At 64.7% G+C, this 24802-nt stretch carries 25 protein-coding genes; 19 read left to right on the top strand and 6 right to left on the bottom strand.

Going from position 1 to position 24802, the window contains the following annotated elements; translation table 11 throughout:
* The first annotated feature begins 29 nt into the window (after positions 1–29).
* The 6 genes from flaF to EJ070_RS15640 all read left to right on the top strand — a co-directional run bounded on the left by flaF (position 30) and on the right by EJ070_RS15640 (position 5460).
* Positions 30–377 carry a flagellar biosynthesis regulator FlaF gene (gene flaF, locus EJ070_RS15665; RefSeq protein ID WP_126092177.1) on the top strand — a complete coding sequence of 116 codons (348 nt, stop codon included), beginning with the start codon at positions 30–32 and terminating at the stop codon, positions 375–377.
* Positions 374–811 (top strand): flagellar biosynthesis repressor FlbT, encoded by a 438-nt coding sequence (gene flbT, locus EJ070_RS15660; protein ID WP_126092176.1) that lies wholly within the window; start codon positions 374–376, stop codon positions 809–811. Before flaF ends, flbT begins: the two co-directional genes overlap by 4 nt.
* Before the next feature lie 2 nt (positions 812–813).
* Complete coding sequence (gene flgD, locus EJ070_RS15655; RefSeq protein ID WP_126092175.1) at positions 814–1221, top strand: flagellar hook assembly protein FlgD; 408 nt, start codon at positions 814–816, stop codon at positions 1219–1221.
* Positions 1222–1345: 124 nt separating this feature from the next.
* Positions 1346–1612, top strand: coding sequence for a flagellar biosynthesis protein FliQ (gene fliQ / locus EJ070_RS15650; RefSeq protein ID WP_027165133.1), 267 nt, complete (start codon positions 1346–1348; stop codon positions 1610–1612).
* A 176-nt stretch (positions 1613–1788) separates the two neighbouring features.
* Complete coding sequence (gene asnB, locus EJ070_RS15645; protein ID WP_126092174.1) at positions 1789–3654, top strand: asparagine synthase (glutamine-hydrolyzing); 1866 nt, start codon at positions 1789–1791, stop codon at positions 3652–3654.
* Positions 3655–3816: 162 nt separating this feature from the next.
* Positions 3817–5460, top strand: coding sequence for an MFS transporter (locus EJ070_RS15640; protein WP_126092173.1), 1644 nt, complete (start codon positions 3817–3819; stop codon positions 5458–5460).
* 35 nt (positions 5461–5495) lie between these two features.
* Here EJ070_RS15640 and EJ070_RS15635 read toward each other — a convergent pair whose 3' ends face one another.
* The 4 genes from EJ070_RS15635 to EJ070_RS15620 all read right to left on the bottom strand — a co-directional run bounded on the left by EJ070_RS15635 (position 5496) and on the right by EJ070_RS15620 (position 10149).
* Positions 5496–5864, bottom strand: a complete 369-nt coding sequence (locus EJ070_RS15635; RefSeq protein ID WP_126092172.1) for a cupin domain-containing protein — start codon at positions 5862–5864, stop codon at positions 5496–5498.
* A gap of 102 nt (positions 5865–5966) precedes the next feature.
* On the bottom strand, positions 5967–7352 hold the full coding sequence (locus EJ070_RS15630; RefSeq protein WP_126092171.1) for an FAD-binding oxidoreductase: 1386 nt from the start codon (positions 7350–7352) through the stop codon (positions 5967–5969).
* A 123-nt stretch (positions 7353–7475) separates the two neighbouring features.
* Positions 7476–9257, bottom strand: coding sequence for a chloride channel protein (locus tag EJ070_RS15625; RefSeq protein WP_126092170.1), 1782 nt, complete (start codon positions 9255–9257; stop codon positions 7476–7478).
* A gap of 166 nt (positions 9258–9423) precedes the next feature.
* Entirely contained in the window at positions 9424–10149 is a 726-nt protein-coding gene (locus tag EJ070_RS15620; RefSeq protein ID WP_126092169.1) for an NAD(P)-dependent oxidoreductase, read from the bottom strand.
* Between the two features lie 62 nt (positions 10150–10211).
* Here EJ070_RS15620 and EJ070_RS15615 point away from each other — a divergent pair, with 62 nt between their 5' ends.
* The 9 genes from EJ070_RS15615 (at position 10212) to EJ070_RS15575 (ending at position 17979) form a co-directional block, all read left to right on the top strand.
* Complete coding sequence (locus EJ070_RS15615) at positions 10212–10691, top strand: MarR family transcriptional regulator (protein ID WP_126092168.1); 480 nt, start codon at positions 10212–10214, stop codon at positions 10689–10691.
* Positions 10692–10779: 88 nt separating this feature from the next.
* The gene (flhA, locus tag EJ070_RS15610; protein ID WP_126092167.1) at positions 10780–12867 is read left to right on the top strand and encodes a flagellar biosynthesis protein FlhA; all 2088 of its coding nucleotides are present in this window, start codon (positions 10780–10782) and stop codon (positions 12865–12867) included.
* Positions 12864–13616 (top strand): flagellar biosynthetic protein FliR, encoded by a 753-nt coding sequence (gene fliR, locus EJ070_RS15605; protein ID WP_126092166.1) that lies wholly within the window; start codon positions 12864–12866, stop codon positions 13614–13616. Before flhA ends, fliR begins: the two co-directional genes overlap by 4 nt.
* A gap of 4 nt (positions 13617–13620) precedes the next feature.
* Positions 13621–14004 (top strand): hypothetical protein, encoded by a 384-nt coding sequence (locus EJ070_RS15600; RefSeq protein WP_126092165.1) that lies wholly within the window; start codon positions 13621–13623, stop codon positions 14002–14004.
* A 174-nt stretch (positions 14005–14178) separates the two neighbouring features.
* On the top strand, positions 14179–15705 hold the full coding sequence (locus tag EJ070_RS15595) for an FAD-dependent oxidoreductase (RefSeq protein ID WP_126092164.1): 1527 nt from the start codon (positions 14179–14181) through the stop codon (positions 15703–15705).
* Positions 15706–15941: 236 nt separating this feature from the next.
* A complete protein-coding gene (locus tag EJ070_RS15590) occupies positions 15942–16481 on the top strand; it encodes a rod-binding protein (protein WP_126095773.1) in 540 nt (179 codons plus the stop codon).
* Positions 16482–16489: 8 nt separating this feature from the next.
* The gene (locus EJ070_RS15585; protein ID WP_126092163.1) at positions 16490–16912 is read left to right on the top strand and encodes a hypothetical protein; all 423 of its coding nucleotides are present in this window, start codon (positions 16490–16492) and stop codon (positions 16910–16912) included.
* 31 nt (positions 16913–16943) lie between these two features.
* Positions 16944–17465: a hypothetical protein gene (locus EJ070_RS15580; protein ID WP_126092162.1), complete on the top strand. Its 522-nt coding sequence runs from the start codon at positions 16944–16946 to the stop codon at positions 17463–17465.
* Positions 17466–17694: 229 nt separating this feature from the next.
* Entirely contained in the window at positions 17695–17979 is a 285-nt protein-coding gene (locus EJ070_RS15575) for an SCP2 sterol-binding domain-containing protein (protein ID WP_126092161.1), read from the top strand.
* A 186-nt stretch (positions 17980–18165) separates the two neighbouring features.
* Here EJ070_RS15575 and EJ070_RS15570 read toward each other — a convergent pair whose 3' ends face one another.
* The gene (locus tag EJ070_RS15570) at positions 18166–18660 is read right to left on the bottom strand and encodes an N-acetyltransferase (protein ID WP_126095772.1); all 495 of its coding nucleotides are present in this window, start codon (positions 18658–18660) and stop codon (positions 18166–18168) included.
* A gap of 343 nt (positions 18661–19003) precedes the next feature.
* Positions 19004–20137: a type III PLP-dependent enzyme gene (locus tag EJ070_RS15565; protein WP_126092160.1), complete on the bottom strand. Its 1134-nt coding sequence runs from the start codon at positions 20135–20137 to the stop codon at positions 19004–19006.
* Positions 20138–20678: 541 nt separating this feature from the next.
* Here EJ070_RS15565 and EJ070_RS15560 point away from each other — a divergent pair.
* The 4 genes from EJ070_RS15560 (at position 20679) to EJ070_RS15545 (ending at position 24733) form a co-directional block, all read left to right on the top strand.
* Positions 20679–21878, top strand: a complete 1200-nt coding sequence (locus EJ070_RS15560) for an amidase (protein WP_126092159.1) — start codon at positions 20679–20681, stop codon at positions 21876–21878.
* A 2-nt stretch (positions 21879–21880) separates the two neighbouring features.
* Positions 21881–22780 (top strand): LysR family transcriptional regulator, encoded by a 900-nt coding sequence (locus EJ070_RS15555; RefSeq protein ID WP_126092158.1) that lies wholly within the window; start codon positions 21881–21883, stop codon positions 22778–22780.
* 78 nt (positions 22781–22858) lie between these two features.
* A complete protein-coding gene (locus EJ070_RS15550; RefSeq protein WP_126092157.1) occupies positions 22859–23527 on the top strand; it encodes a DUF1007 family protein in 669 nt (222 codons plus the stop codon).
* Positions 23528–23533: 6 nt separating this feature from the next.
* On the top strand, positions 23534–24733 hold the full coding sequence (locus EJ070_RS15545) for a nickel/cobalt transporter (protein WP_126092156.1): 1200 nt from the start codon (positions 23534–23536) through the stop codon (positions 24731–24733).
* Positions 24734–24802: the final 69 nt, after the last annotated feature.

The raw sequence follows: 24802 nt of genomic DNA, 5'->3' as shown, positions 1-24802 counted from the left end.
ACATAAACCGGAACGGCAGAGCTCCGACGATGTATCAATTCTCCTACGCCGACATCCAGACCGACTCCGTCGCCGACGCCAAGGATCGGGAGCGGCAATTGCTCACCCGATCGATCGATATGCTGGCCGCGGCGGCTGCCGTCGGGCCGGAGTCGATGGAAGCGGTCGAGGCACTGCACTTCACCAACCGCATCTGGACCACCTTCGTCGAGGACCTTGGCTCCAGCGACAATGCGCTGCCCAAGGAACTGCGCGCCAACCTGATCTCCATCGGCCTGTGGCTGCTGCGCGAGACGGAAGACATTCGCCAAGGCCGCGCCAACAATTTCGAAGGACTGATCGAGGTCTCCCAGATCATCCGAGACGGCATCCAATGACCAACACGCTGAAGATCTCGCTGAAGCCGAACGAGAAGATCTACATCAATGGCGCCGTCATCCGCGTCGACCGCAAGGTCACCATCGAGCTGATGAACGATGTCCAGTTCCTGCTCGAAAGCCATGTCATCCAGGCCGAGCAGGCCTCGACGCCGCTCAGGCAGCTCTACTTCATCGTGCAGATCATGCTGGTGAACCCGTTGGGCGCCTCCGAGGCGCGCGACATGTTCCGCCGCTCGCTGCCGATGCTCATTGCAACCTTCGACAATCCGGACATCTGCAACGCGCTGAAGCAGATCGACCGCATGGTCGGCGAGGATCACATCTACGAGGCGCTGAAGGCGATACGAGCGCTCTATCCGCTCGAGCGCCAGGCGCTCAACGGCGATGAAGACATTTCCGAAGCGCCGCGCGCGCTGGCTGTGGGAGCATAAAGATGGCCGTGGATATGACGACGACGATCCCGGTTGGCGCCAACCAGGCAAGTCAGCAGACCTCGAAGACGGCGGTCGACTACCAGTCGTTCCTGAAGCTCTTGATTGCCGAGATGAAGAACCAGGATCCGACCAAACCGATGGATTCGACGCAGTATGTCGCGCAGCTCGCGACCTTCTCGCAGGTCGAGCAGTCGGTGCAGACCAATAGCAAGCTCGATCAGATCATGCAGTCCTCGGCGCTGTCGCAGGCCGATGCGCTGATCGGCCGTTCGATCACCTCCGCCGACGGCAAGACCACGGGAACGGTGGCTTCGGTGAAGCTCGCCAGCAGCGGCCTGATCGCGGTGCTGCAGGACGGAACCGAGATCCCCGTCGGCGCGGGCGTGTCGATCAAGCCGGCCGCCTAAGCAGGTCTCCCGAAAGTGGGTCCGGTTTCGGGACAAAGACATGCTTGAAATCAAAAAGCCTGAAGCAGGTCGCGTGAATCCTTTTTCACGCGACCTCTTTAGCCGGTTTCGCAAGGGGCTGCCCATGAATGAGGCCGACGCCCTCGATATCGTCCAGTACGCGGTGTGGACGGTGCTTACCGCATCCGCGCCGGTCGTGCTTGTGGCGATGGCGGTCGGCATCGGCATCGCGCTCATCCAGGCGCTGACCCAGATCCAGGAAATCACCCTCACCTTCGTGCCCAAGATCGTCGCCATCATGCTAGTGGTGGCGCTGACCGGTCCGTTCATCGGCAGCCAGATCTCAGCCTTCACCAACGTCATCTTCGAACGCATCGAGCACGGCTTCTGACGCATGCCTGTCGCGGGCGCTGGGCCACTCCACTTGCAGCCGGTCTCGGACGGAAAACCGCTACGCACTTTTCCTGGAATTGCTCTAGATTGTGAGCCGCGCCGACTTCGGCGGCGTCTTTGGAATTCGGACAGACTTCGGGAAGCCATGGATCAGGCAGAAGCGGCCGGCGGGCCATGTGCGGGATAGCCGGCGTCTGGCGAAAGCGCGATCCGATCGGCGCCGGCGATCTTTCCGACATCGCCCGCATGATGCAGGCGCTGGCGCATCGAGGTCCCGACGATCACGATAGCTGGAACGGCGCCAGGCTGGCGCTCGGCCATCGCCGGCTCACCATCATCGACCCCTCGCCCGCCGCGCGAGAACCCATGCTCACATCCGACGGGCAAGGCGTCCTTTGCTACAATGGCGAAGTCTACAACTACCGTTCGCTGCGCAAGACGCTGGAAGCCGAAGGCCTCGAGTTCCGCACGGTCTCCGACACCGAGGTGGTGCTCCAGGCCCTGCACCACTGGGGCGTCGAAAAAGCTGTGCCACTGTTCGACGGCATGTTTGCCTTCGCCTATTTCGATCAGCGCGACGGCGCGTTGTGGCTTGCCCGAGACAGGCTTGGCATCAAGCCGATATCGGTAGCCGACACCGCAGACCGGCTGCTGTTCGCCTCCGAGGACAAGGCGATCCTCGCCTGCCACGACGTCCCGCGCAGGGTCGACGCGCGCGAGCTCACCTTGCGGCTTGCCTGGCAGACCCGCGATTCCAGCTACAGCGTCTTCGAAGGCATCGAGCGCCTGCCTCCCGCCGGTCTCTGGAAGATCAGCGACGGCGGCATCGAGAAGCAGCATTTCTGGCATGTGCTCGACATCCTGGAGACATCGCGCATCGTCGACGACAGGACGTCCGACGCCGAGCATATGGCGAGCCTTGAGGCGCTGCTCGAACAAAGCGTCAAGTTGCATTGCATCGCAGACGCCAGCCTCGCCACAGCCTGCAGCGGCGGCATCGATTCCGGCCTGATCACGGCACTCGCCAAGCGCTACAGGCCGGAGATGCACGGCTATGTCGTCGATCCCAAGCTCGGCCGCAGCGAGGCCGAAAGCGCCGAGCGGACCGGCCGCCACGTCGGCGTCAACCTACGTCGCGTGGCTGTCGACAGGGATCGCTTCCTCGAGCTGTGGCCGCGCGCGGTCTGGCATCTCGAAAGCGACGGCTGGCACGCCAGCGTGGCGGGCCTGCTGGCGCTCGCGGATCAGTGCCGCGCCGACGGCGTCAAGGTGCTGCTCACCGGCGAAGGTTCGGACGAGCTGTTCGGCGGCTATAAATGGCAGGCGTCGACCATCAGGCTTTGGCGTCAGTCATGGCTGCGACGCCTGTTTCGTCCGAAGGCCGCCCGGGACCGGAAATTCGCGCGGCTTCGTCGCGCCCCGTTCCGCAATTCGATCGGCCGGGGATCGCCCTGGGACCGCAACATCGTGCTGCGCGCGCTCTCGCCGGAACTGAACTTCCTGCAAACCAAGCTGTTCGATCGGCTGGATGGCGTCAGCCCGGACGGCGACCGCGCCTTCCTGGCAAGCTGCCTCTACGATCTCTATTCTCATCTGCAGGACCTGCTGCACCGGCATGACCGCCTCAGCATGGCCGCTTCGGTCGAACTGCGCGTTCCCTTTCTGGAGAACCGGCTGATCGATTTCGCGATGCATCTGCCGAGACGGCACAAATATCGCAACAGGACCGGCAAATGGCTGCTGAAGAAGGTCGCCGAAGGTTATCTGCCGCGTGAAAACATCTATGCGGCAAAGAATGGCTTCGAGATGTCCGGCGCCTTTTCGGCCGGCACGCAGGGGCTGCTGCGCGGCGGCTTCCTGCGCGACGCCATGAAATGGTCGGCATCGGAGCTGGACGACCTCATCGACATGGCCGGGAGCGAAGAATCGTCGAGACTGCGCCTCGTCGGCATGGAGATGCTGCTGAGACTGTATTTGGGCGGCGAGGCCGCAGGCAGCCTCACCGAGGCGCTGCACGCCGAGACCAGGGGCGCGAAATAGGCAAGGGTTGGTCCAGACCGGCAAGATGCTTGGCTTAAACCTTCGCCGACGCATTTTCGCCTTTGCCTTCCTGTTGTTGGGCCGCGATCCTTTTGGCGAGTCGCCGGCGCGACCCTGGCGCGCGGCAAGCGCGAGGCAGCAGATGAAGGCGGAACAGCGACCATGATCGACGACGAGCCGGAAAGCGAACGCGTCTCGGCGCTGGCGCCGTTCCGGCACAGCATCTTCCGCGCCGTCTGGTCGGCCAGCCTGGTGTCGAATTTCGGCGGTCTGATCCAGGGCGTAGGCGCCGCCTGGATGATGACCACGATCGCCACCTCGTCCTACCAGGTGGCGCTGGTCCAGGCCTCGACCACCTTGCCGATCATGCTGTTCGCGCTCATTGCCGGCGCCATCGCCGACAGCTTCAACCGCCGCAAGGTCATGCTGGTGGCGCAGACCTTCATGCTGGTCGTCTCGGCGCTGCTCACCGTGTTCACCTGGTTCGGCTGGATGACGCCGTGGACACTGCTTGCCTTCACTTTCCTGATCGACAGCGGCACGGCGCTGAACAGCCCGTCATGGCAGGCCTCGGTCGGCGACATGGTGCCGCGCGCCAAGGTGCCGGCGGCGATCGCGCTCAACTCGATGGGCTTCAACATCACACGCAGCGTCGGCCCGGCGATCGGCGGCGTCATCGTTGCCGCCGCGGGTGCGGCCGCCGCCTTCGCCGCCAACGCCATCAGCTATATCGGGCTGATTGTCGTGCTGTTCCGCTGGAAGCCGGAAATGCCGGCGCCGACGCTGCCGCGCGAGGCGCTCGGCGCCGCGATGAGCGCCGGTCTGCGCTATGTCGCCATGTCGCCCAACATCGCCAAGGTGCTGGTCCGGGGTTTTGCTTTCGGCTTCAGCGCCGGCGCGGTGCTGGCGCTCCTGCCTCTGGTGGCGCGCGACGTCGTCAAGGGCGACGCCTTGACCTATGGCATCATGCTCGGCGCCTTCGGCATCGGCGCGGTCGGCGGCGCGCTGATCAGCGTGCGGCTGAGGCAGTTGCTCTCCTCAGAAACGATGGTGCGCGCCGCCTTCGCCGGCTTCGCGCTCTGCGCCTTCAACGCCGCCGTCAGCCACAATGCCTGGCAGACATCGGCGGGCCTGCTCATCGGCGGCGCCTGCTGGGTGATCGCGCTTTCGCATTTCAACGTCACGGTGCAGATGTCGACGCCGCGCTGGGTGGTCGGCCGCGTGCTGTCGATCTACCAGACGGCGACCTTCGGTGGCATTGCGCTGGGGAGCTGGATTTGGGGCGTCGTCGCCGATGCCCATGGCGCCGAGACTGCGTTGATGGCGGCCGCCGTCGCCATGCTGGCGGGTGGCGCCATCGGCTTGTTCCTGCCGTTGCCGAAGCAGACGGTTCTCAACCTCGACCCCCTCAACCGGTTCAAGGAGCCGATGCTGTCGCTCGACCTGAAGCCGCGCAGCGGACCGATCGCCATCATGATCGAGTACATCATCCGCGAGGAAGATGTGCCGGAGTTCCTCGCCACCATGGCCGAGCGCGGCCGCATCCGCCGCCGCGACGGCGCCCGCAACTGGACGCTCGCGCGCGATCTCGAAAATCCAGGCATCTGGATCGAGCACTACCACACGCCGACCTGGGTCGAGTACATCCGCCACAACAGGCGCGCCACCTATGCCGATGCCGTGGTCGGCGAACGCATCCGCGCGCTCCACAGCGGCGAGAACCCGCCGCGCGTGCGCCGCATGATCGAACGCCCGACCACTGCCGGCACGGCGCTCGTCTCACCAAGGGGGCCGATCGATCACTAATCCGCGTCTTTCGGCTCGAAAGATCTGCCTTTCGATCAGCCGGCGCTCTGGATCATGTAGAGCTTGCGCGTCGTCTCGCGGATCAGCCATTCGCCCTTCCAACCTTGCGGCAGGACGAGAAGGTCGCCCGGACCGAGCTCGCGTATCTCGCCATCGGCGCGGCTGACTGCGGCCCGGCCCGAGATGATGTGGCAGATTTCCGACGAGCCTGAGCGATCGGCGCTGAAGCGGCCGGGCGTGCACTCCCATATGCCGATATCGACAGTTCCGTCCGGCGATTGGAAAAGCGAGCGCGCGGCCTCGACCTGACTGCCTTCGATAGATGTCGGCTTGGGCGAAAACGCGCCGATATCGGCCTTGGCGAGGTCGTGGAAAGTCGAAAGGTCGATCAAGTTGGGCTCCATGGATCAGAGCAATTCCAGGAAAAGTGTGCAGCGGTTTTCCGCCCGGATTGCTAAGAAACAAATGGTTAGAGGTTCAGCGGTTCTATGAAACGCCGGACCGCTCTAGTGGCCAGTGATGCTGTCGGCCAAGGCGGCAAGCTTCGAAGTATGCGCGAGCCCCGCGGCCTCGCGTTCGTCGGCGATGCGGTAGAGCTGGTACATAGAGTGGACGCCGAGCCAGCGGAACGGTTCCGGCTCCCATGGCCGGACCTTGCGGTTGACCCAAGGCAACCGTGTAAGATCGGTCTCGTCGCCGAGGATCAGGTCGGCAAGCGTGCGCCCCGACAGGTTGGAGCTCGAGACGCCGAGCCCGACATAGCCGCCGGCCCAACCGATACGCGTCTTGGGATCGAGGCCGACCGTCGTGCACCAGTCGCGCGGCACGCCGAGCACGCCGCACCACGCGTGGTCGATGCGGCAACCCGCCGTCTGCGGCAACAGCGTCGTCAGGATCGTGTGCAACTGGTCGATCGTCGCCTGCTGCGTCTGGCCGTTGACGTCGGTGCGCGAGCCGTAGCGATAAGGCACGCCGCGGCCGCCCATGGTGATGCGCCCCTCGCGCGTGCGCTGGGCATAGCAATAGGCATGCGCCGCGTTGCCGAGCAGCTCATGCCCTTCCCAGCCGATCTCGCGCCAGAGCTCCAGCGACAGCGGCTCGGTGGCGATCTGCCCGCTGTTGAGCGCCAGCCAGGTCCGCTCTTCCCCCGGAATGCCGGCGGTGAACCCTTCGGTCGCGCGGATGACGGTTTCGGCCCGCACCGTGCCTCGGTCGGTGGTCACGCTGCCCTTGGCGATGGACGTCACTGTGGTCTTTTCGTAGATCGGCACGCCGAGCCGTTCGACCGCCTGCGCCAGTCCGCGCACCAGCTTGGCCGGCTGCACACGCGCCTGGCCGTGGATGACGAAGCCGCCCATGACATTTTTGATGTTGATGCGCGCGCGTGTCGCGGCGGCATCGAGCAGCTCGATGCGGTTGGGGTCGGCATCCCAGGAGCGGATCGTCTCGCATTCCTCGCGCACGCGCTCGAGCTGCGCCGGATTGGTGGCGACCGTCAGATTGTCGGCGCGGCGGACATCGGCGTCGATACCTTCCGCCGTCGCCACCCGGATGACTTCGTCGACGCAGCCCGCCATCGCCTTCTGCATGGCGCTCACGCCTTGCCGGGTCGAGGTCTTGAGATATTTTTCGCGCGACCAGCCGAAGCCGCCCGACAGCCAGCCGCCATTGCGCCCCGAGGCGCCGAAGCCGGCGAACTCGCGCTCGAGGAGCACGATGCGGAGCGAAGGCTTCGCCTTCTTCAGATAATAGGCGGTCCAGAGCCCGGTATAACCGGCGCCGACGATCGCGACGTCGGCTTCGATGTCGCCGGGCAAAGGCGGACGCGGGGCGGGAACCGCGCCCAGATCCGCATACCAGAACGAGATGTCGCCGTTGCGCTTGACTTGCATGGGATGATTCCTGGGAGAAGTGCCGATCAGGTCTGCGTCGCTTCTTTGCCACAAGCCTGGCGTCGTCGCCAGCGCAGCAAAATTCCCCACTCGCTCGCCGAGCTGGCTTGAGAAAAAGTTCGACTACCCCTCACCCGAGAGATCTCGCCGCGCCTTGTCGAGCTCCTCGGCGTAGCGCCGCATCAGATGGCTTTCAGTCAAAAGGCCGAGAACGATGCGGTCGTCGAAATCCTCGACGACAGCCAGCTCTTCAGCGCCTGCACGCTGGAAGGTCTCGGCGGCGGATTGCACATTCATCGATGGCACCAGCACCGCATCCTTGAACTGGGCCAGCGCCTTGACCGGCGTGGCGCCGTCGGAGAGATCGCTGTGCAACTCGGGGACGAGCAGGACGCCGGCATAGTGCTTGCCCTCTCCGACGGCGATGACGCGCTGGGCGGAACCGAGCGGGATTTCCTTGCGGAATTCGGCCAGAGTCGTCGCGGCATCGATGGTGCGGACGTCCTTGCGCATCATCGAGCCGACATTGAGGCTGCGCATCCAGCCGACATCGTGGGCGCTGCGGATCGTTTCGCCGCGCAGGTGGAAGCGCCAGGTCGAGAAGGAGTAGCCGAAAGTCTCGCGCACCAGGATCGCCGACATGATCGAAGCCGCCAGCACCACACCGGTAAGCGTGAGGTCGCGGGTGGACTCCAGCGCCAGGAAAGTCATCGTCAGCGGGCCGCCGACGACGCCGACGGCGAGCGAGGTCATGCCGACGACGGCGGCGACTGCAGGATCGATGCCTGTCGATGGCGCGGCGAGCGCCATAACGCCGGCAAAGACCTTGCCAAGCAGTGCGCCCAGGAACAGCGAAGCAAAGAACAGGCCGCCGCGGAAACCGGAGCCGAGCGAAATAGCCGAGGCGGCGAGCTTCAGCACGAAAACGCTCGCCACCACGGGAAGCGCGTAGTTCATGGCGAACTCGCGATGCAATGCGCCATGCCCGCTGGAAAGCACCTGCGGCGTGACCAGCCCGAGCAGCCCGACAACGATGCCGCCGACGAAAGGCCTGACCGAAGCGTCGATCGCCAGCCGCACGAAGATGCGCTCGACGATGCTCACCAGATGCATGATCGCGATGGACGCCGCCCCGCCGAGGAGTCCCAGCAGGAGGAACGGCACATACTGGCCGGCGGTCAGCGTCGGCAAACCCGCGAGTTCCAGCGGGAACGGTACGCCGCCGAACACTTCGGCCGTCAGCGAGGCCGCGATCGCCGCCGTCATCACCGGCGCGACATTGGCGACCGAATAGATACCGATGACCAGTTCGAAGCCGTAAAAGGCGCCGGTCAGCGGCGCGTCGAAGGCGGCCGCGATGGCGCCGGCGGCGCCGCAGCCGACCAGAATGCGCACGTCGTTGCGGCGGAGCCGGAAGGCACGCGCCAGCCGCGAGGCGATGCCGGAGCCGATCTGCGTATAGCCGGCTTCCAAACCGACCGAAGCGCCGAAGCCGCTGGAGATCATGGTCTGGCCGACGATGATGAAGGTATCGGTGAGCGACATGCGCCCGCCATAGAGCGCATTGGCCTCGATCGGGTCGACGGGTGTGCGGAACTTCCGCCTTCTCAGCCAGATCACCGAGAGGCCGAGCAGCAGGCCACCCATCGGCGGAAACATCGCCTGCACCGGATTGGCCAGCGAAAACATCGCCGAAAGCCGGCCGCCCGGCTGCACGTCGAAGAGCAGCCAGTGCATGCTTTGCACCAGCTCGCTCATGCCGGTGACCAGCGCGCCCGCGATCATGCCGACGAGGCCCGCCATCAGCACGATGACGATGCCGCGCGCCTCGAGCACGGGGATCGAATTGATCAGCACCGCCCGAAGCCGGCGGGCGTAGACTTGCGGTTCGTTTCTGGCAGGCAACGGAGAGGCTCGCCGGTATGCGGAGGGTGGAAAGCTGCCGTGCCTGATACGCGCGGCGGCATTGCGTGACAACCGCAATGCCGACCGCTTATGGCGCCATTTTGGCGCTGCGCCGATTAGTGATGTAGTGAACCCATCGCCTGTCGCAGCGAGTTCGAAGGTTCCGTCACACAGCCAAGCGGAAGTCGGCGCGCCAGCCGAGTTCGTGGACCGCCTTGTCGGTCGTGATATGGCCGTTCGGCTCCGCGACGTTGAACGCGCCCTGCGAACCGCGCTCGATGGAAAGCAGCGCAGCGTAGGCTGCGGCATCGACATGCACGGCCGGATCGGCAGCGGTCTCCGCTCCCGTGCCCGGCCCGTAAAGATGGCCATAGCGCAGCACGATGCCGGTCATGGGCGCTTCGAGAACCCGCCGTTCGAGCGCGATGACGCCGCCGACGCTGATGCCGCGGCCGCCTTCGGCGCCGCTGTCGAGCGGATCGGTTTCGGCGTGCGGCTCGGGTCCGGACGCATAGACCCAGGCAATGCTCTGCGCGATCAGGCGCCTGGCGCCGGCCGACTGCGCCGCGTCGACCAGATTTCGGGTCCCCTCGTCGCGAACGCGCGCATTTGCGATGATCGCCTCGCCCATCAGGGCGGGATCGAGCCCAGGCGGCAGGTCGGTGAGCTGATGGATGACGATCTCGGGCCTCGCCGCTGCGACGGCGGCGCGCAAATCGCCGGCATCGAATACATCGATCAGCACCGCATCGGCGCCGATTGCGCGCAGCTCCGCGGCCTTTGCAGCGCGGCGCGTGGTCGCCGTCACCAGATGGCCTGCCTCCAGCAGCTGCGGAACCAGGCGGCGGCCGATCGCGCCGGAAGCGCCGGCAAGAAAGATCCGATAGCCCATCGTCTTCCGCTCCATCTCGCGATAATGTCAGAGTTCGAACAACGTATAAGAGCTCTGACATCATGCGCAAGCAGAAAGCGTCCTCGGCCATCCCCGCTCCCGGCGAAGGCAAGCGCGGCGAGAAAGGCTATCTCGGTTATCTGCTGCGACAGGCGGCAGGCGCCTACAGGCTGCGGGTCGAGCGGGCGCTGGACGAATTCGGCGTGACGCAGCCGCAGTTTGCGACGCTGACCATGCTGTCGGCCTATCCCGGCATCTCCAATGCCGATCTCGCCCGGCTCGCGGTGCTCACGCCGCAGACGGTAAGCGTGATCGTCGCCAATCTGGAAAAGGCCGGATCGCTCGTACGCAAGCCGCATGCGGTGCACGGGCGCATCCAGCATCTCGACCTCAGCGACAGCGGCCGCGCCTTGCTGAAGAAATGTCGCGAACGTGTGCAGCGGCTCGAAAGCGAACTGACGGTCGGGCTATCCGCCCATGAGGAACGCGCCGTCCGGCACTGGCTCGTCGTCGTCGCTACCGCGGACGCGGCGCAGCTGTAAACCGCCCCTCTCCCACCCTCGCGCAAGCTTGGCCGGCTACGGTCGGCGGCCAGCCTTTGTGCTGGGCAAGTCTGGATTCGAGGACGACATGGCGATCAGCGAAACAATCCCGTCCGGCGTGGTGGGCAAGAACGGCCGCGACGTCTTCTTCGCGCTCGGCATCGTCGTCATCCTGGCGGTGCTGTTCCTGCCGATCCCGGCGTTCCTCATCGACATCGGCCTTGCCTTCTCGATCGCGCTCTCGGTGCTGATCCTGATGGTGGCGCTCTGGATCCAGCGGCCGCTGGATTTTTCCTCCTTCCCGACCGTGCTGCTCATCGCCACGATGCTGCGGCTGTCGCTCAACATCGCCACGACGCGCATGATCCTGTCGCACGGCAATGAGGGCACGCATGCCGCCGGCTATGTCATCTCCGGCTTCTCGAAGCTGGTGATGTCGAGCGACTTCGTCATCGGCCTCATCGTCTTCATGATCCTGATCGTGGTGAACTTCATCGTCATCACCAAGGGCGCCACCCGCATCGCCGAGGTCGGCGCGCGCTTCACCCTCGACGCCATCCCCGGCAAGCAGATGTCGATCGACGCCGACCTTTCCGCCGGCATGATCGACGAGAAGACCGCGCAGCTCCGCCGCCGCGAGCTGGAGGAGGAATCCTCCTTCTTCGGCTCGATGGACGGTGCCTCGAAATTCGTGCGCGGCGACGCGATCGCTGGCCTCATCATCACCGCCATCAACATCGTCGGCGGCATCGCCATCGGCTATCTGCGCCACGGCATGGGCCTCGGCCAGGCGGCCGACGTCTTCATCAAGCTGTCGGTCGGCGACGGGCTCGTCACCCAGATCCCGGCCCTCATCGTCTCGCTCGCCGCCGGCATGCTGGTCTCCAAGGGCGGCACCCGCGGTTCGGCCAACCAGGCGGTGTTCGGCCAGCTCGGCGCCCATCCGCGCGCGCTCTATGTCGCGGCCTCGCTGCTCGTCATCCTTGGCCTGATGCCCGGCCTGCCGCTGTTCCCGTTCTTTGCGCTGGCCGGCGCCATGGCCGGGCTCGGCTACGTCATCCCGTTGCGTCACAACCGGGCGCTGGCCGCGGCCGAGGCGCAGAAGAACCAGGAAAAGGCGAACAAGGTCGAGGAGGAGAAGAACTCGGTCAAGGCGTCCCTGGCCACCGCCGAGATCGAGCTTTTGATCGGCAAACAGCTCTCGACCCGGCTGCTGGTGGCGCATCAGGAACTGGTGTTCCGCATGTCGAAGATGCGCAAGAAATTCGCCCAGCAATACGGCTTCGTCGTGCCGGAAGTGCGCGTCACCGACGACTTCGCCATCCCGCCCAAGAGCTACCAGATCAAGGTCCACGGCACGGTCGTTGCCGAATACCAGATGCGCGTCGGCGAAATCATGGTGCTGCTCGGCACGCGCGGCGTGCCCGATATCCCGGGCGAGGAGATCCGCGAGCCGGCTTTCGGCATGCGCGCCTATTCGGTGCTCGAGACCTTCGCCGAGGACCTGAAGCGCGAGAACTACACCTTCGCCGACAACATGTCGGTGCTGCTCACCCATCTCTCGGAGGTCATCCGCAACAACCTGCCGCAGCTTCTTTCCTACAAGGACATGAAGGCGCTGCTCGAGCGGCTGGACCCCGAATACCGCAAGCTAGCCGACGAAATCTGCACCTCGCACATCTCCTATCCCGGCCTGCAGGCGGTGCTGAAGCTTCTGCTCGCCGAGCGCGTCTCGATCCGCAACCTGCACCTGATCATCGAGGCCATCGCCGAGATCGCGCCGCATGTGCGCCGCACAGAACAGATCGTCGAGCATGTGCGCATACGCATGGCGCAGCAGATCTGCGGCGATCTCTCCGAGGGAGGCATGCTCAAGGTGCTGCGCCTCGGCAACCGCTGGGACCTCGCCTTCCACCAGAGCCTCAAGCGCGACGCCAAGGGCGAGGTGCGCGAGTTCGACATCGATCCGCGCCAGCTCGAGGAATTCGGCCAGGACGCGACCAAGGCGATCCGCAAGCATCTCGAAGCCGGCGAACGCTTTGTCCTCGTCACCGCGCCCGACGCGCGCCCCTATGTGCGCATGATCATCGAGCGGCTGTTCACGACGCTCCCCGTTCTCTCCCATGTCGAGATCGCCAAGGGCGTCGAGATCAAGGTACTCGGAACGATTTCGTGAACGCGCTCTCGCAAGGCGTCGTCATCGCCGCCTTCCTCGCCTTCTGCCGCATCGGCGCCTGCTTCATGCTGATGCCCGGCATCTCCAGCACCCGCGTGCCTCTCCAGGTCCGGCTGTTCGTGTCGATTGCGGCCACCGGCGGCCTGCTCGCCTTCCTCTGGGATAAAATCTACCCGTTCGTCGATCCGCGCCCGCAGGTCTTGGCGCCGATGATCGTCTCCGAGCTTCTGGTCGGCGGGCTGATCGGCGCCATGACCAGGCTCTATATGGAAGCGCTGCGCTTCATGGGTTCGGCCATCGCCATGCTGATCGGCTATGGCGGCTCCGGCGGACCGGCGATCGAGGAGCCCGAGCCGCAGGCGGCACTTGCCGCCATCATCTCGTTCTCGGCGCTGCTTCTGCTGTTCGTCTTCGATTTCGACCATGAGATCGTGCGCGCGCTGGTCGCTTCCTACACGGTCGCGCCGGTCAACGTGTTCTTCAACCCGCAGGCGGCGCTCGTCGACGTCACCGACACGGTGTCGGACACCTTCTTCCTGGTCCTCCGCCTCGGCAGCCCCTTCGTCGCCTATGCCATCCTGGTCAATTTGACGATCGGCTTCGTCAACAAGCTGACGCCGCAGATCCCGGTCTATTTCATCTCGCTGCCCTTCGTCATCGCCGGCGGGATGATCATCTTCTACTTCGCCGTCGGCACCTTGCTGTCGCTGTTCGTCGACGGCTTTGTCGACCTGACGCTGGCGAGATAACCCGATGACCTCGCGCAAGGACCGCCTGAAGAAGCTGGTCAAGGTACAGGAGCAGTTGAAGGCGCTGCACGAGACCCGCCATGCCGGTTTTCTCTCCGCGGCCGCGGCGGCGGAATCGGAAGCGAGGGAACTCATCGAGCATTTCGACACCGACAGCTCGCTGGCCGGTCTGTTCCCGGCGCTTTACCATCGCCGCATCGCCGCTGCGCTCGGCCGGAAGGAACAGAGCCTCGAGAATGCCCGGCAGGAGGCGGCGCTGATCGCCAGGGCAACCGCCCGCACCAACATGGTCGAACGCGCCTACAAGGACGTGCGCCGCCGCGACGAGCGCGAGCGCTCGGACCGCGAGCGGCTCGACCTGATCGCGCAGAAGCGGCGCGACGAATAGCGTCCAGAATTCCTCGCCAGACCCGATGTTGATGTCCGCGGGCGTTGCGCGGTCATGCGACAACGATGGCGCCGGCCATCAATCTCAGGAACCTTTTGGCCGCCGCGGCGTCAATTCTGGGTCCGACACCCGAATGGATGGATCGTCGGCAAACCTTCCGAAGGAGGGTCACCAATGACCGCGCAGAAAAATCCTGATCTAGGCCCCGACTTCACGGTCGGAGTGCCGATTGCAGCGTTTGGCGAGAGCGTGCTGCTTGGGGGCCATGTCGGCGAGGAGCCGGTGCTTCTGGCGCGTGTCGGCGAGGAAGTGCTGGCGGTCGCAGGCAAGTGCACCCACTACGGTGGGCCGCTGGCCCAGGGGATCGTGGTCGACGACACGGTTCGATGTCCCTGGCACCACGCCTGCTTCAATCTCCGTACCGGCGAGGCGCTCGCCGCGCCCGCCTTCGACCCGCTGCAGCGATGGAGCGTGGAGCGCCGGGGCGATCGCATCTTCGTGACCGGCAAGGTTCCGGCAGACAAGGAGGCCGCATCGTCATCGCAGCCGGATGCGGCAGGCCAACAGGAGCGCATCGTCATTGTGGGTGGCGGTGCCGCCGGGTTCGCGGCAGCCGAAATGCTGCGCCGCGGCCAGTTCGCCGGCGAAATCACCATGCTCAGTTCGGACGATGACGCACCTTACGACCGCCCCAACCTGTCCAAGGACTATCTTGCCGGGACGGCGCCCGAGGCGTGGATTCCGCTGCGCGGCCCAAAATTCTACGCCCGCACCAAGATCGACCTCCAGTTGCAGACGACGTGTGAGCGTATCGACGTCGACGGTCGGGCGGTGATTGCCGGCGACGGTCGGGTCTTTCCGTTCGACCGCCTTCTGCTGGCGACGGGGGCTGAGCCGATTCGCCTGCCGCTTGCCGGCACCGATCGCGACCACGTCTTCACATTGCGGTCGCTGGCCGACAGCCGCGCTATCATCGAGCACGCTCAAAGCTCGAAGACGGCGGTCTTGCTCGGCGCGGGGTTCATCGGACTGGAGGTGGCGGCAGCCCTTCGCAAGCGTGGCCTCGCGGTCCACGTTGTCGCACCGGAGGCCTATCCGCTTGAAGCAGTCCTTGGACCGGAACTCGGCGCATTCATCCGCTCGCTGCACGAAGAGCATGGCGTCGTTTTCCATCTGGGCGCGACGGCCGAACGGATAACCACCCGGACCGTCGCGTTGAGCGACGGCCAAGTGATCGATGCCGATCTTGTCGTCGTCGGCGTCGGCGTGAAGCCGCGCGTCTCGCTGGCCGCCGATGCGGGCATCGCCGTCGACCAGGGTGTGCTCGTGAACGAATTCCTCGAGACAAGCGTGGCCGGCATATTCGCTGCTGGCGACGTTGCTCAATGGCTTGACTTGAAGACGTCTGAGTCGCGGCGCGTCGAGCACTGGGTCGTGGCGGAACGCCAGGGGCAGATTGCGGCGCTAAACATGCTCGGCCTTCGGCAACCCTTCTCGAGCGTTCCGTTCTTCTGGAGCGCACACTACGACGTATCGATCCGCTATGTCGGCTACGCCCGGTCGTGGGACTCCGTCGAGATCGATGGGAGCATCGCCGATCGCGATTGTCTGGTCGGCTACAAGAAGGGCGGCGAGATTATCGCCGTTGCCGCCATCGGTCGTGACGTGCAGGCTCTGGCCTGCGAGGTTTCCATGGCTTGATCACGCGTTCGACTGCTGGAAAGCGTTCGAGCAGTGTCGAGACGCTGGACTTTGACGCCAACGGCGGAAATCCGTGCCCTGGCGCCCGGCGGACGAACGATCCACTTCGGCAATCCGGTCCTCTGGCCAAATCCCCAGGTAAGCCTGCCACAAGCTTGTTGGGTCATTGTGCAACTAACAAAACCCGACAAAAAGGCAGTGCTTTCTTGGCCATCTCACCACCCAGCGACATCGTTATGGACGTCGCCCGCGCAGCGGAGCCGGCCGATGTCGAGGCGGCGCGTGCCGCGCTTGCGAGGCGTACCGGTGGCGCCCCGGGCACGTTCTCCGTCGATCCGGCAACCACTGTCGATGCTGGTTCCGTGCTCTCACGCGCAACAGCCGACAAAGCCGAAGCGGCGAACCCGGCGAAAAAATTCCAGCGCTTCGAGGCGATGGTGCTGACGACTTTCATCCAGAACATGATGCCAAAGGACACCGAAGGCGTTTATGGCAAGGGCCTGGCCGGCGACATGTGGAAGTCGCAGCTTGCCGAAAAGGTGGCCGATGTCATGGCCGCGCACGGCGGCATCGGCATCGCCAAATCAATGCTCGCCGACCACTATCTGGACGGCAAGCACAAGGTGCCGGTCGGGCCCGTTGGGGGCGGACCGGAGAAGGTCGAGATCGACCGGCAGACCAGGCTTTCGACCTCGATGATCGAGGAGCTTGAGCGCAAGGCCGCCCGGTCGATGACCGGCGACGACACGACCAAAAAAACAGACATCAAGATCTAGGGATTTACATGGCCGACCAAACGGATTTTTCCAACCTGCCTGCACGGACCACCGCCACGGAAGCGTCGATCGCGCCTGCGCGGCCCGGCAACCTCGCAGCCATCATCGGCCGTATCGAAGAAGCGGTGGACGAGGAAACGGCGGGTATCCGCAGCGGAACCGGTTACGACCTCAAGGCCTCGAATGCCCGCAAGAGCCGCTATCTCTACGAGCTGACCCGCGCCTTGAAGGGCGCCAACGAGATCGAATTCCTCGAGCAGCATCGCGATGGGCTGGCGCGGCTGCGCCAGAAGCTGGCGAGGAACGAGGCGGCGATCCTTGCCCATCTCAACGCCGTCAACGAGGTCGCCACGCTGTTGAAGAACGCCATCCAGCGCGCCGATGCCGACGGCACCTATTCGGCCGGCGAATTCGGATACGCCCGAGCCTGAATGTGATGGCAACGGCGCAAGGAAGGATCCGGTGATCAAGTTCATCGCCGCAGCGCTTTGGATCTGCGCCGTGACGCTCGGCGCGGTGTTCTACTCCTTCCAGGCAGCGGGCCAGCGCGGCGTCGGCGAGCCGCCGAAGCCGATGCTGGGTGGGCTCGATTACGTCAAGACCGACATCATTTCGGTGCCGCTCATCAAGGACGCCAAGATCGATGGCTATTTCCTGACCAAGCTCGTCTACACGGTGGAACCGGAGCAGATAAAGAAGCTTTCGATCCCGGCGCCGGCGCTGATAACCGACCAGGTCTATTCCTATCTCTACGCCAATCCGCAGATCGATTTCACCAAGAAGGAGACGATCGATCTCGATGCCTTCCGCAAATCGATCCGTGACACCGTCAACGCCCGCGTCGGCGTCGAACTGGTGCATGACGTGCTGGTCGACCAGGTCAACTTCCTGTCCAAGGATGAGATCCGCGACAATGCCATTCGCCGCCGCAGGGGCGCCGGCGAAACGGCCCAGGAAATGACCAAGGCCTTCAAGCAGCATTGATCGCGCCGCCGGTGCTTTCGCCGGGTTGGATGTACCGCCTCAACCATCCGCCGGCTGATGCGCCTTGCCGCATGGTTACCACCATGCCGCATGGCGGCCACGTTGACGTAAACGTCAACCCGAAGCTATATGCGCCGGTGGCTGTCGCCGCGCCCCCGCGCGACGCGGCGCCTCGCCCAGCGGCCAAGGGCCGGTGCGCGTCAAACGCAACCAAACGAGGAGAACCGCCATGGGCGTTCAGGAGATTGCCGACAAGATCAAGTCGCGCGTGGCAAGCGCGGGTTTCGAGCACTCGGTCAAGTTCGACACCGGCAGCGACGGCGTCATCGTCGTCGACGGTGCGACCGTCTCGACCGCCGATGCCCCGACCGACTGCACAATCAAGCTCTCGCTCGACGATCTCGACTTGCTGATCGCCGGCGACCTCAACCCGACCATGGCTTTCATGGCCGGCAAGCTGAAGGTCGAGGGCGACATGACGGTCGCCATGGCGCTCAGCCAGTTGCTCGGCTGATTGACGATATATCCATTCGGAATTGATCCGATGCGGCGCCGCGCTCTTGAACGCGTGACGCCGCACAGGCTTTTCTTCACTCGCTTCAATGCATGTCGCCCAGAAGTGCGCGGTTCTGGGACAACGACATGCATCAAAACCAGGACTTAAAGCGCGTCGCCTGAATCCGTTTCAGCGCGATGCGCTTTAGGCCAGGAACTCCAGCGCCTTCACCTTGCGGCCGGCGGCCTTGATCGTGCCCTTGGCGCCGTCGAGCGCGCCTTCCTTCAGCTCCAGCGCCAGCAGCCGGTGCCGCTCGTAGGGGCCAGGCATGGAGAGCGAACCGGTGCGGTCGGCCGAAAAGTCGAAGCGCCCGTAATAAGGCGCATCGCCGACGAGCAGGATCGCGCCATGGCCAAGTCGCGCGGCCTCGGCGACCGCGTGCCGCATCAGCGCCGAACCGATGCCGCCGCTCTTCAATCCCGGCTCGACCGCCAGCGGCCCGAGCAGAAGCGCTGCCGGGCCGTTCTCGCCCAGCGTCACGTCCCACAGCCGAACCGTGCCGACGACCGCGCCCGATGGATCGCGCGCGACAAAAGCCAGGCCTTCCGACGGTCGGCGGCCACGCCGCAGCTTTTCGGACGATTTCTTCCTGCGCTTCGGCCCCATGGCGCGGTCGAGCAGCGCTTCGCGCGCCAGCATGTCACCGGTGCCTTCGGCAAGGATGACGAAGGCGCGGGCAGTCTCCCCCCTCGAGGGGGAGATGTCGCCGAAGGCGACAGAGGGGGTCGCCGCGCGTGAAGCGCCGGCGCCCTGCGTGACGAGAAGCGGCGTTGGCGCTCCACGCGCGACGACCCCCTCTGGCCGCTGCGCGGCCATCTCCCCCTCAAGGGGGGAGATTACCCGGCGCGCGGCGCCCTCGACGATGAAATCTGCATTGTCCATTTCCGCGATCCTTCTCGAGCGGAGATCTGTTCCACAAGCGAGCCCGGGCGGGCGACATGATCGCCCGCGCCGGGTGATCTGAGCGGTTCTTGTGAACCGCTCAGATCACGTAGGATCGGAGCGGCTCGAAGCCGTTGAACGCGACCGAAGAATAGGTCGTCGTGTAGGCGCCGGTGCCTTCGATCAGCACCTCGTCGCCGATGGTCAGCGACAGGGGCAGCGGATAGGGCGTCTTCTCGTACATCACGTCCGCCGAATCGCAGGTCGGGCCGGCGAGCACGCAGGGCGCGGTCTCCGAGCCGTCATGGCGAGTGACGATCGGATAGCGGATCGCCTCGTCCATGGTCTCGGCGAGGCCGCCGAACTTGCCGATGTCGAGGAACACCCAGCGCACATTGTCGTTGTCGGCCTTCTTCGAGATCAGCACGACTTCCGACTTGATGACGCCGGCATTGCCGACCATGCCGCGGCCCGGCTCGACGATCGTCTCGGGCAGCGCGTTGCCGAAATGCTTGCGCAGCGCCGAGAAGATAGCCTGGCCGTAAGCCTGCGCCGCCGGCACGTCCTTCAGGTAACGGGTCGGGAAACCGCCGCCCATGTTGACCATCTTCAAGACGATGCCTTCCTCGGCGAGCGTCGCGAACACTTTCTTGGCGTCGCCCAGCGCGCGGTCCCAGGCCGACAGGTTGGTCTGCTGCGAGCCGACATGGAACGACACGCCATAAGCGTCCAGGCCAAGCTCCTTGGCATGGCGCAGCACATCGACGGCCATCGCCGGCACGCAGCCGAACTTGCGCGACAGCGGCCATTCGGCGCCTTCGCCGTCGGTCAGCACGCGGCAGAACACGCGCGAGCCGGGGGCGACGCGGGCGATCTTCTCGACCTCCTCCACACAGTCCACGGCGTAGAGGCGGATACCGAGCTGATAGGCGCGCTGGATGTCGCGCTCCTTCTTGATGGTGTTGCCGAAGGAAATGCGGTCCGCCGGCGCGCCGGCGTCCATCGCCATCTCAACCTCGGCAACGGATGCGGTGTCGAAGGACGAGCCCATCGCAGCAAGAAGGCGCAGGATCTCCGGCGCCGGGTTTGCTTTCACCGCATAGTAGATCTTGGAATCGGGCAGCGCCTTCTCGAAGGCGCGGAAGTTGTCGCGCACGACATCGAGGTCGACGACGAGGCAGGGGCCGTTCGGACGTCGGGTGGCGAGGAAGTCAAGGATGCGCTGGGTAGCCATCGAGGTCTCTCCATCTGCGCCTTTCGGCGCGCACAAAGGCTGCGGGACGCGGGCGCTCAGCCTCGCGAACTCGCGGTGGACAAAGGCGGGACGGAAAATCCGTGGAACCAGCCGGTGGAGACCCCGGAACCACGAATCGCCGTCTCGCGGCGGTGAACCTGGCCTTGCCCGGCCTCGGTTCGCTTTGTCTGCCTTGGCTTGGATGGGAGGACCCCGTCCGCACTACAGGCAATGAAGGTGTGCCTCTTCAGTAACCCCGGTCTTTGGACGACCGGTAGACACCAGAAAGGCCCGCACCGTCGTTGCTTCAAGGTGTCCTCGGTCTGGCGGTTGGCCACTAGACCGACTGGAGGGGTTGGCTCCAGTTACCTTACCGGTTGCCCTCACCATTCGAGGATCGGCGGACACCCACAGGCACGTGCGACTTTGGGCAAGCGCGATATAAGAGCGAAGGGTTTCACAATCAATAAAAATCGTAAGCGCCGGTTGTAAAAATTCCGGCATCGAACAATGTTTGTGGACCGTATCCGGAAATCGAACGATGCCAGGCACCCACGGCCCTCTCAACGCCTTCCTCGATCTGCGCCAAGTGCCTGTGGCCAATGCGGAATCAGGCCCGCTTGCCGGCCTGCGCCTGGCCGTCAAGGACATTTACGACGTCGCCGGCTATCGCACCGGCTGCGGCAACCCGCGCAAGTTCGAGCAGGCTCACGCCGCCTCGCAGACAGCCAAGGCCGTCCAGATGATTCTCGACGCCGGCGCTCGCTTCGTCGGCAAGACGCAGACTGACGAGCTTGCCTTCTCGTTGTTCGGCCAGAATTCGCATTTCGCCTTTCCGGTGAACCCGGCCGCCCCGGACCGCGTCACCGGCGGCTCTTCCTCGGGATCGGCATCTGCAGTCGCAGGAGGCCTTGCCGATATCGCCATCGGTTCCGACACCGGCGGCTCGATCCGCGCGCCGGCAAGCTTCTGCGGCCTGATCGGGCTGCGCACCAGCCACGGCCGCATCTCGCTCGACGGCGCGATGAAGCTGGCGCCGAGCTTCGACACCTTCGGCTGGTTCGCCGACGACATCGAGACCTATGAGGCGGTCGGCAAGCTCCTGCTCGGGCGCGATCCGCATCAGCATCCGCTCAACCGCCCACTGTCGATCCGCTGGCTGGACGCTTTCGTTGCCGGCCCGGCCGAGGCCGCCGAATATGGACGAATGAAGGCACTGACGGCCGGCGTCGTCGGCGAGCCGACCGAGATGGAATACGCCTTCGCCTCGTCCCCGGATGATCTCTACTGGTGTTTTCGCCGGCTGCAGGCTTACGAGGCCTGGCAGGTGCATGGCAGCTGGATCTCGGCGGGCAACCACGGCCTTGGCCCTGGCATCGACGAGCGTTTCGGCTTCGGCCGCACGATCGATGCCGGCACGGTCGCCGCCGAGGCGGAACGCCGGCTGGCCTTCCGTTCCGATCTCGGCGCCCTGCTCGGCAACAACGGCTTTCTCGTTCTGCCGACCGTTCCAGGCGCGGCGCCGCTGAAGACCAGCACGCCCGAACAGTTCCAGGCCTATCGCGAAAGGGCGCTGCATCTGTTGTGCCTGGCAGGCCTGTCGGGCTTCCCGCAGATCACCTTGCCGCTCGGCTCCGTCGACGGCGCGCCCTTCGGCCTGTCGCTGCTGGGCCCTTCCGGCGGCGACGTCGCTTTGATACGGCTCGGCCGCAGGATTCTCGACGCGGCACGAAAGGTCTGATCATGGACACATTGACCCGTATGCGCGCCTTCATCGACGTGGTCGAGGCTGAAGGCTTCTCGGCCGCAGCGCGCAAGATCGGCCGTTCAAAAGCGCTGCTGTCGAAATATGTGCGCGAGTTGGAGGACGAACTCGGCGCGCTGCTTCTGAACCGCACCACGCGCCAGTTCTCGCTGACCGAAGCCGGCCACACCTATTATCAGCGCGCTTCCGAAATCGTGCGCGAGGTCGACAGCCTGGCCGACGCCGTGCGCGAATCCTCCGGCGACGTGCGCGGCCGGATCAAGCTTTCGGCGGCGCGCACCTTCGCCGACGCGCCGATCGGCCAGTCGCTGATCGACTTCGCCAAGCAGCATCCCGACATCGTGCTCGACATCCACCTCGACGACCGCTTCGTCGACCTTGTTGAAGAGGGTTTCGACCTTGCGGTGCGCATCTCGCGGCTTGAGAACTCTTCGCTGATCGCCAGGCGCTTGGGACCGTTTTCGGTCAAGCTGTGCGCATCGCCAGAGCTGCTCGCAAAGCATGGCAAGCCGACGCGTCCACAGGATCTCGCCAACATGCCTTGCCTGGTCGACACCAACGGCCGCTCGCTGGCCAATTGGCGTTTCAAGGGTGAGGGTGAGGAGTCCATGAGCGTCGCCGTCTCCGGCCCGATCGAGGTCAACAGCCCAATTGTGGCGCGAGCTGCCGCTCTCTCCGGCCTCGGCTTCGCCATGCTGCCGGATTTCATAGCTGCTCCCGATATCGCTTCCGGTAAGTTGGTCACCGCGCTCGACGATCGCATCCTGTCGGGTACCGGTATCTTCGCCGTCTACCCGCACCGCCGCTACCTGCCCGCCAAGGTCCGCGTCTTCGTCGATTTCCTGGTGCACTGGTTCAGGACGCGAGACGGCGCGTGATATCCCGCGTCCCAATTTCGCCCCCTTTCTGATAACTCTCGGGTTTTACTCCCGAAGTCGATGGAATCGCGGCCCAGAATGCACCTGAAACGGCAAGCAACCATGCTGGCTTCGGCCGCAGCAGTGACATTCGCCGCGGTCGAGCCGGCCGAGGTGCATCCGCATGTCTTTGCCGAAGCCCGCCTCGACGTGATCCTGAGCGAGGATCACCAAAGCGTGAAAGCGCTGCGCCATCTGTGGCGTTTCGACGATCTGTTTTCGAGCACTGTGATGATGGAGTTCGACAAGAACTCCGATCTGAAACTTGATGACAAAGAGCTCAAGGAAGTGGCCGATACCGTCCATTCTTCGCTGGCCGAATTCAACTACTTCCAGTTGGTCACGCAGGACGGCAAGGACGTGCCGATGATCCCGCCGCCGCATCTGATGGCGAACTTCGACAATGATCAGTTGATCATCCTGTTCGAGTCCGAGCCGAAGACGCCGATCAAGCTTGCCGGCAAGATCGACATCGGCGTTTACGATCCGACATTTTACACGGCGATCGATTTCACCGACGACGCCAACCTCACCGTCGAGGGCCTGCCCTCGAACTGCACCAAGAAGGTGGTCCGCCCCGATCCCGACGAAGCGATCAAGGAGAACCAGAAGACCCTGACGGATGCGTTCTTCAACGATCCGACGGGCACCGACATGAGCAAGATCTTCGCCACCAAGCTCGAACTGAACTGCCCGCCAGAAGGATAATCGGTGATGAAACCATCGCTGCGCTTGGCGCTTGGCCTTTTGGCCGCCACCCTGGTGATGACGCATCTGCCAGGCATCGCCCATGCCCAGAGCTCACTCGGCATCGGCACCAATGACGGCATGGCGCCAAGCACCTCCGGTCCGTTCGCCCATATCCTGATGTGGATCAATCTCAGGCAGCAGGAATTCTACCATTCGCTGGCAGCCGCGATGAAGGCGATGCGCCAGGACGGCAGCAAGCTCTGGCTGCTGGTCGGCCTTTCTTTCGCCTATGGCATCTTCCACGCCGCCGGTCCCGGGCACGGCAAGGCGGTGATCTCCTCCTATATGGTCGCCAACGAAGTGGCGCTGAAGCGCGGCATCCTGCTCTCCTTCGTCTCGGCGTTGCTGCAGGGCCTGACCGCGGTCGTGGTCATGGTGCTCGCCTATTTCGTGCTGCGCGGCACGGCGGTGTCGATGACCGACGCGACCTGGTTCCTCGAAATCTCCAGCTTTGTGCTGGTCACCCTGTTCGGCGCCTGGCTTTTGTGGCGCAAGCTCGGTCCATCGATACCGCGCCTGCTCGGCAGAGCGCCCGCCCACAGCCTGTCGGCCGCCCATGCGGGGCATTCGCGTGCCGGGCATTCCCATGCCGGGCACGCGCACGCGCATTCCCACGCAAGCCATTCCCATGCTCATTCGCTTTCGACGCATGCCCACGCGGCGCATACGCTGCACACGCATCACGACCACGATGATGTGGCGCACTCGCACCCGCATAGCCACGATCATGGCGCGCACGATCATGCAGCGCATCATCACCACGATCATGGCCCGGGCGAAGTCTGCGAGACCTGCGGCCATTCGCATGCGCCGGATCCGGCGCTGCTTTCCGGCGACCGCTTCGACTGGCGCACGGCCTGGTCGGCCGTTGCCGCCGTCGGCATTCGCCCCTGCTCAGGCGCGCTGATCGTGCTGAGCTTCGCGCTTCTCAACGGGCTTTGGCTTGGCGGACTGCTGTCGGTGCTTGCGATGTCGATCGGCACCGCGATCACCGTCTCGGCGCTGGCGACGCTCGCGGTGACGGCCAAGAACTGGGCGGTCTATTTCGCCGGCGACGGATATCTCGGCAACCGCATCCATTCGATCGTCGAGATCGGCGGCGCGGCCTTCATCTTCCTGGTTGGGCTGCTGCTTTTGTCGGCCAGCCTGACGGGCGGCGCCTGACCATAGGTGCGCGCGAAGGTGTGTTGAGATTCAGGTCAGGCCGAGCCGAAAACGGTGGATTCCGAGAAC

The organism is Mesorhizobium sp. M1E.F.Ca.ET.045.02.1.1 (assembly GCF_003952485.1).
GTDB lineage: Bacteria > Pseudomonadota > Alphaproteobacteria > Rhizobiales > Rhizobiaceae > Mesorhizobium.
Note: the sequence above shows the minus strand (reverse complement) of the source record. Positions and strands in the feature narration are given on the sequence as shown.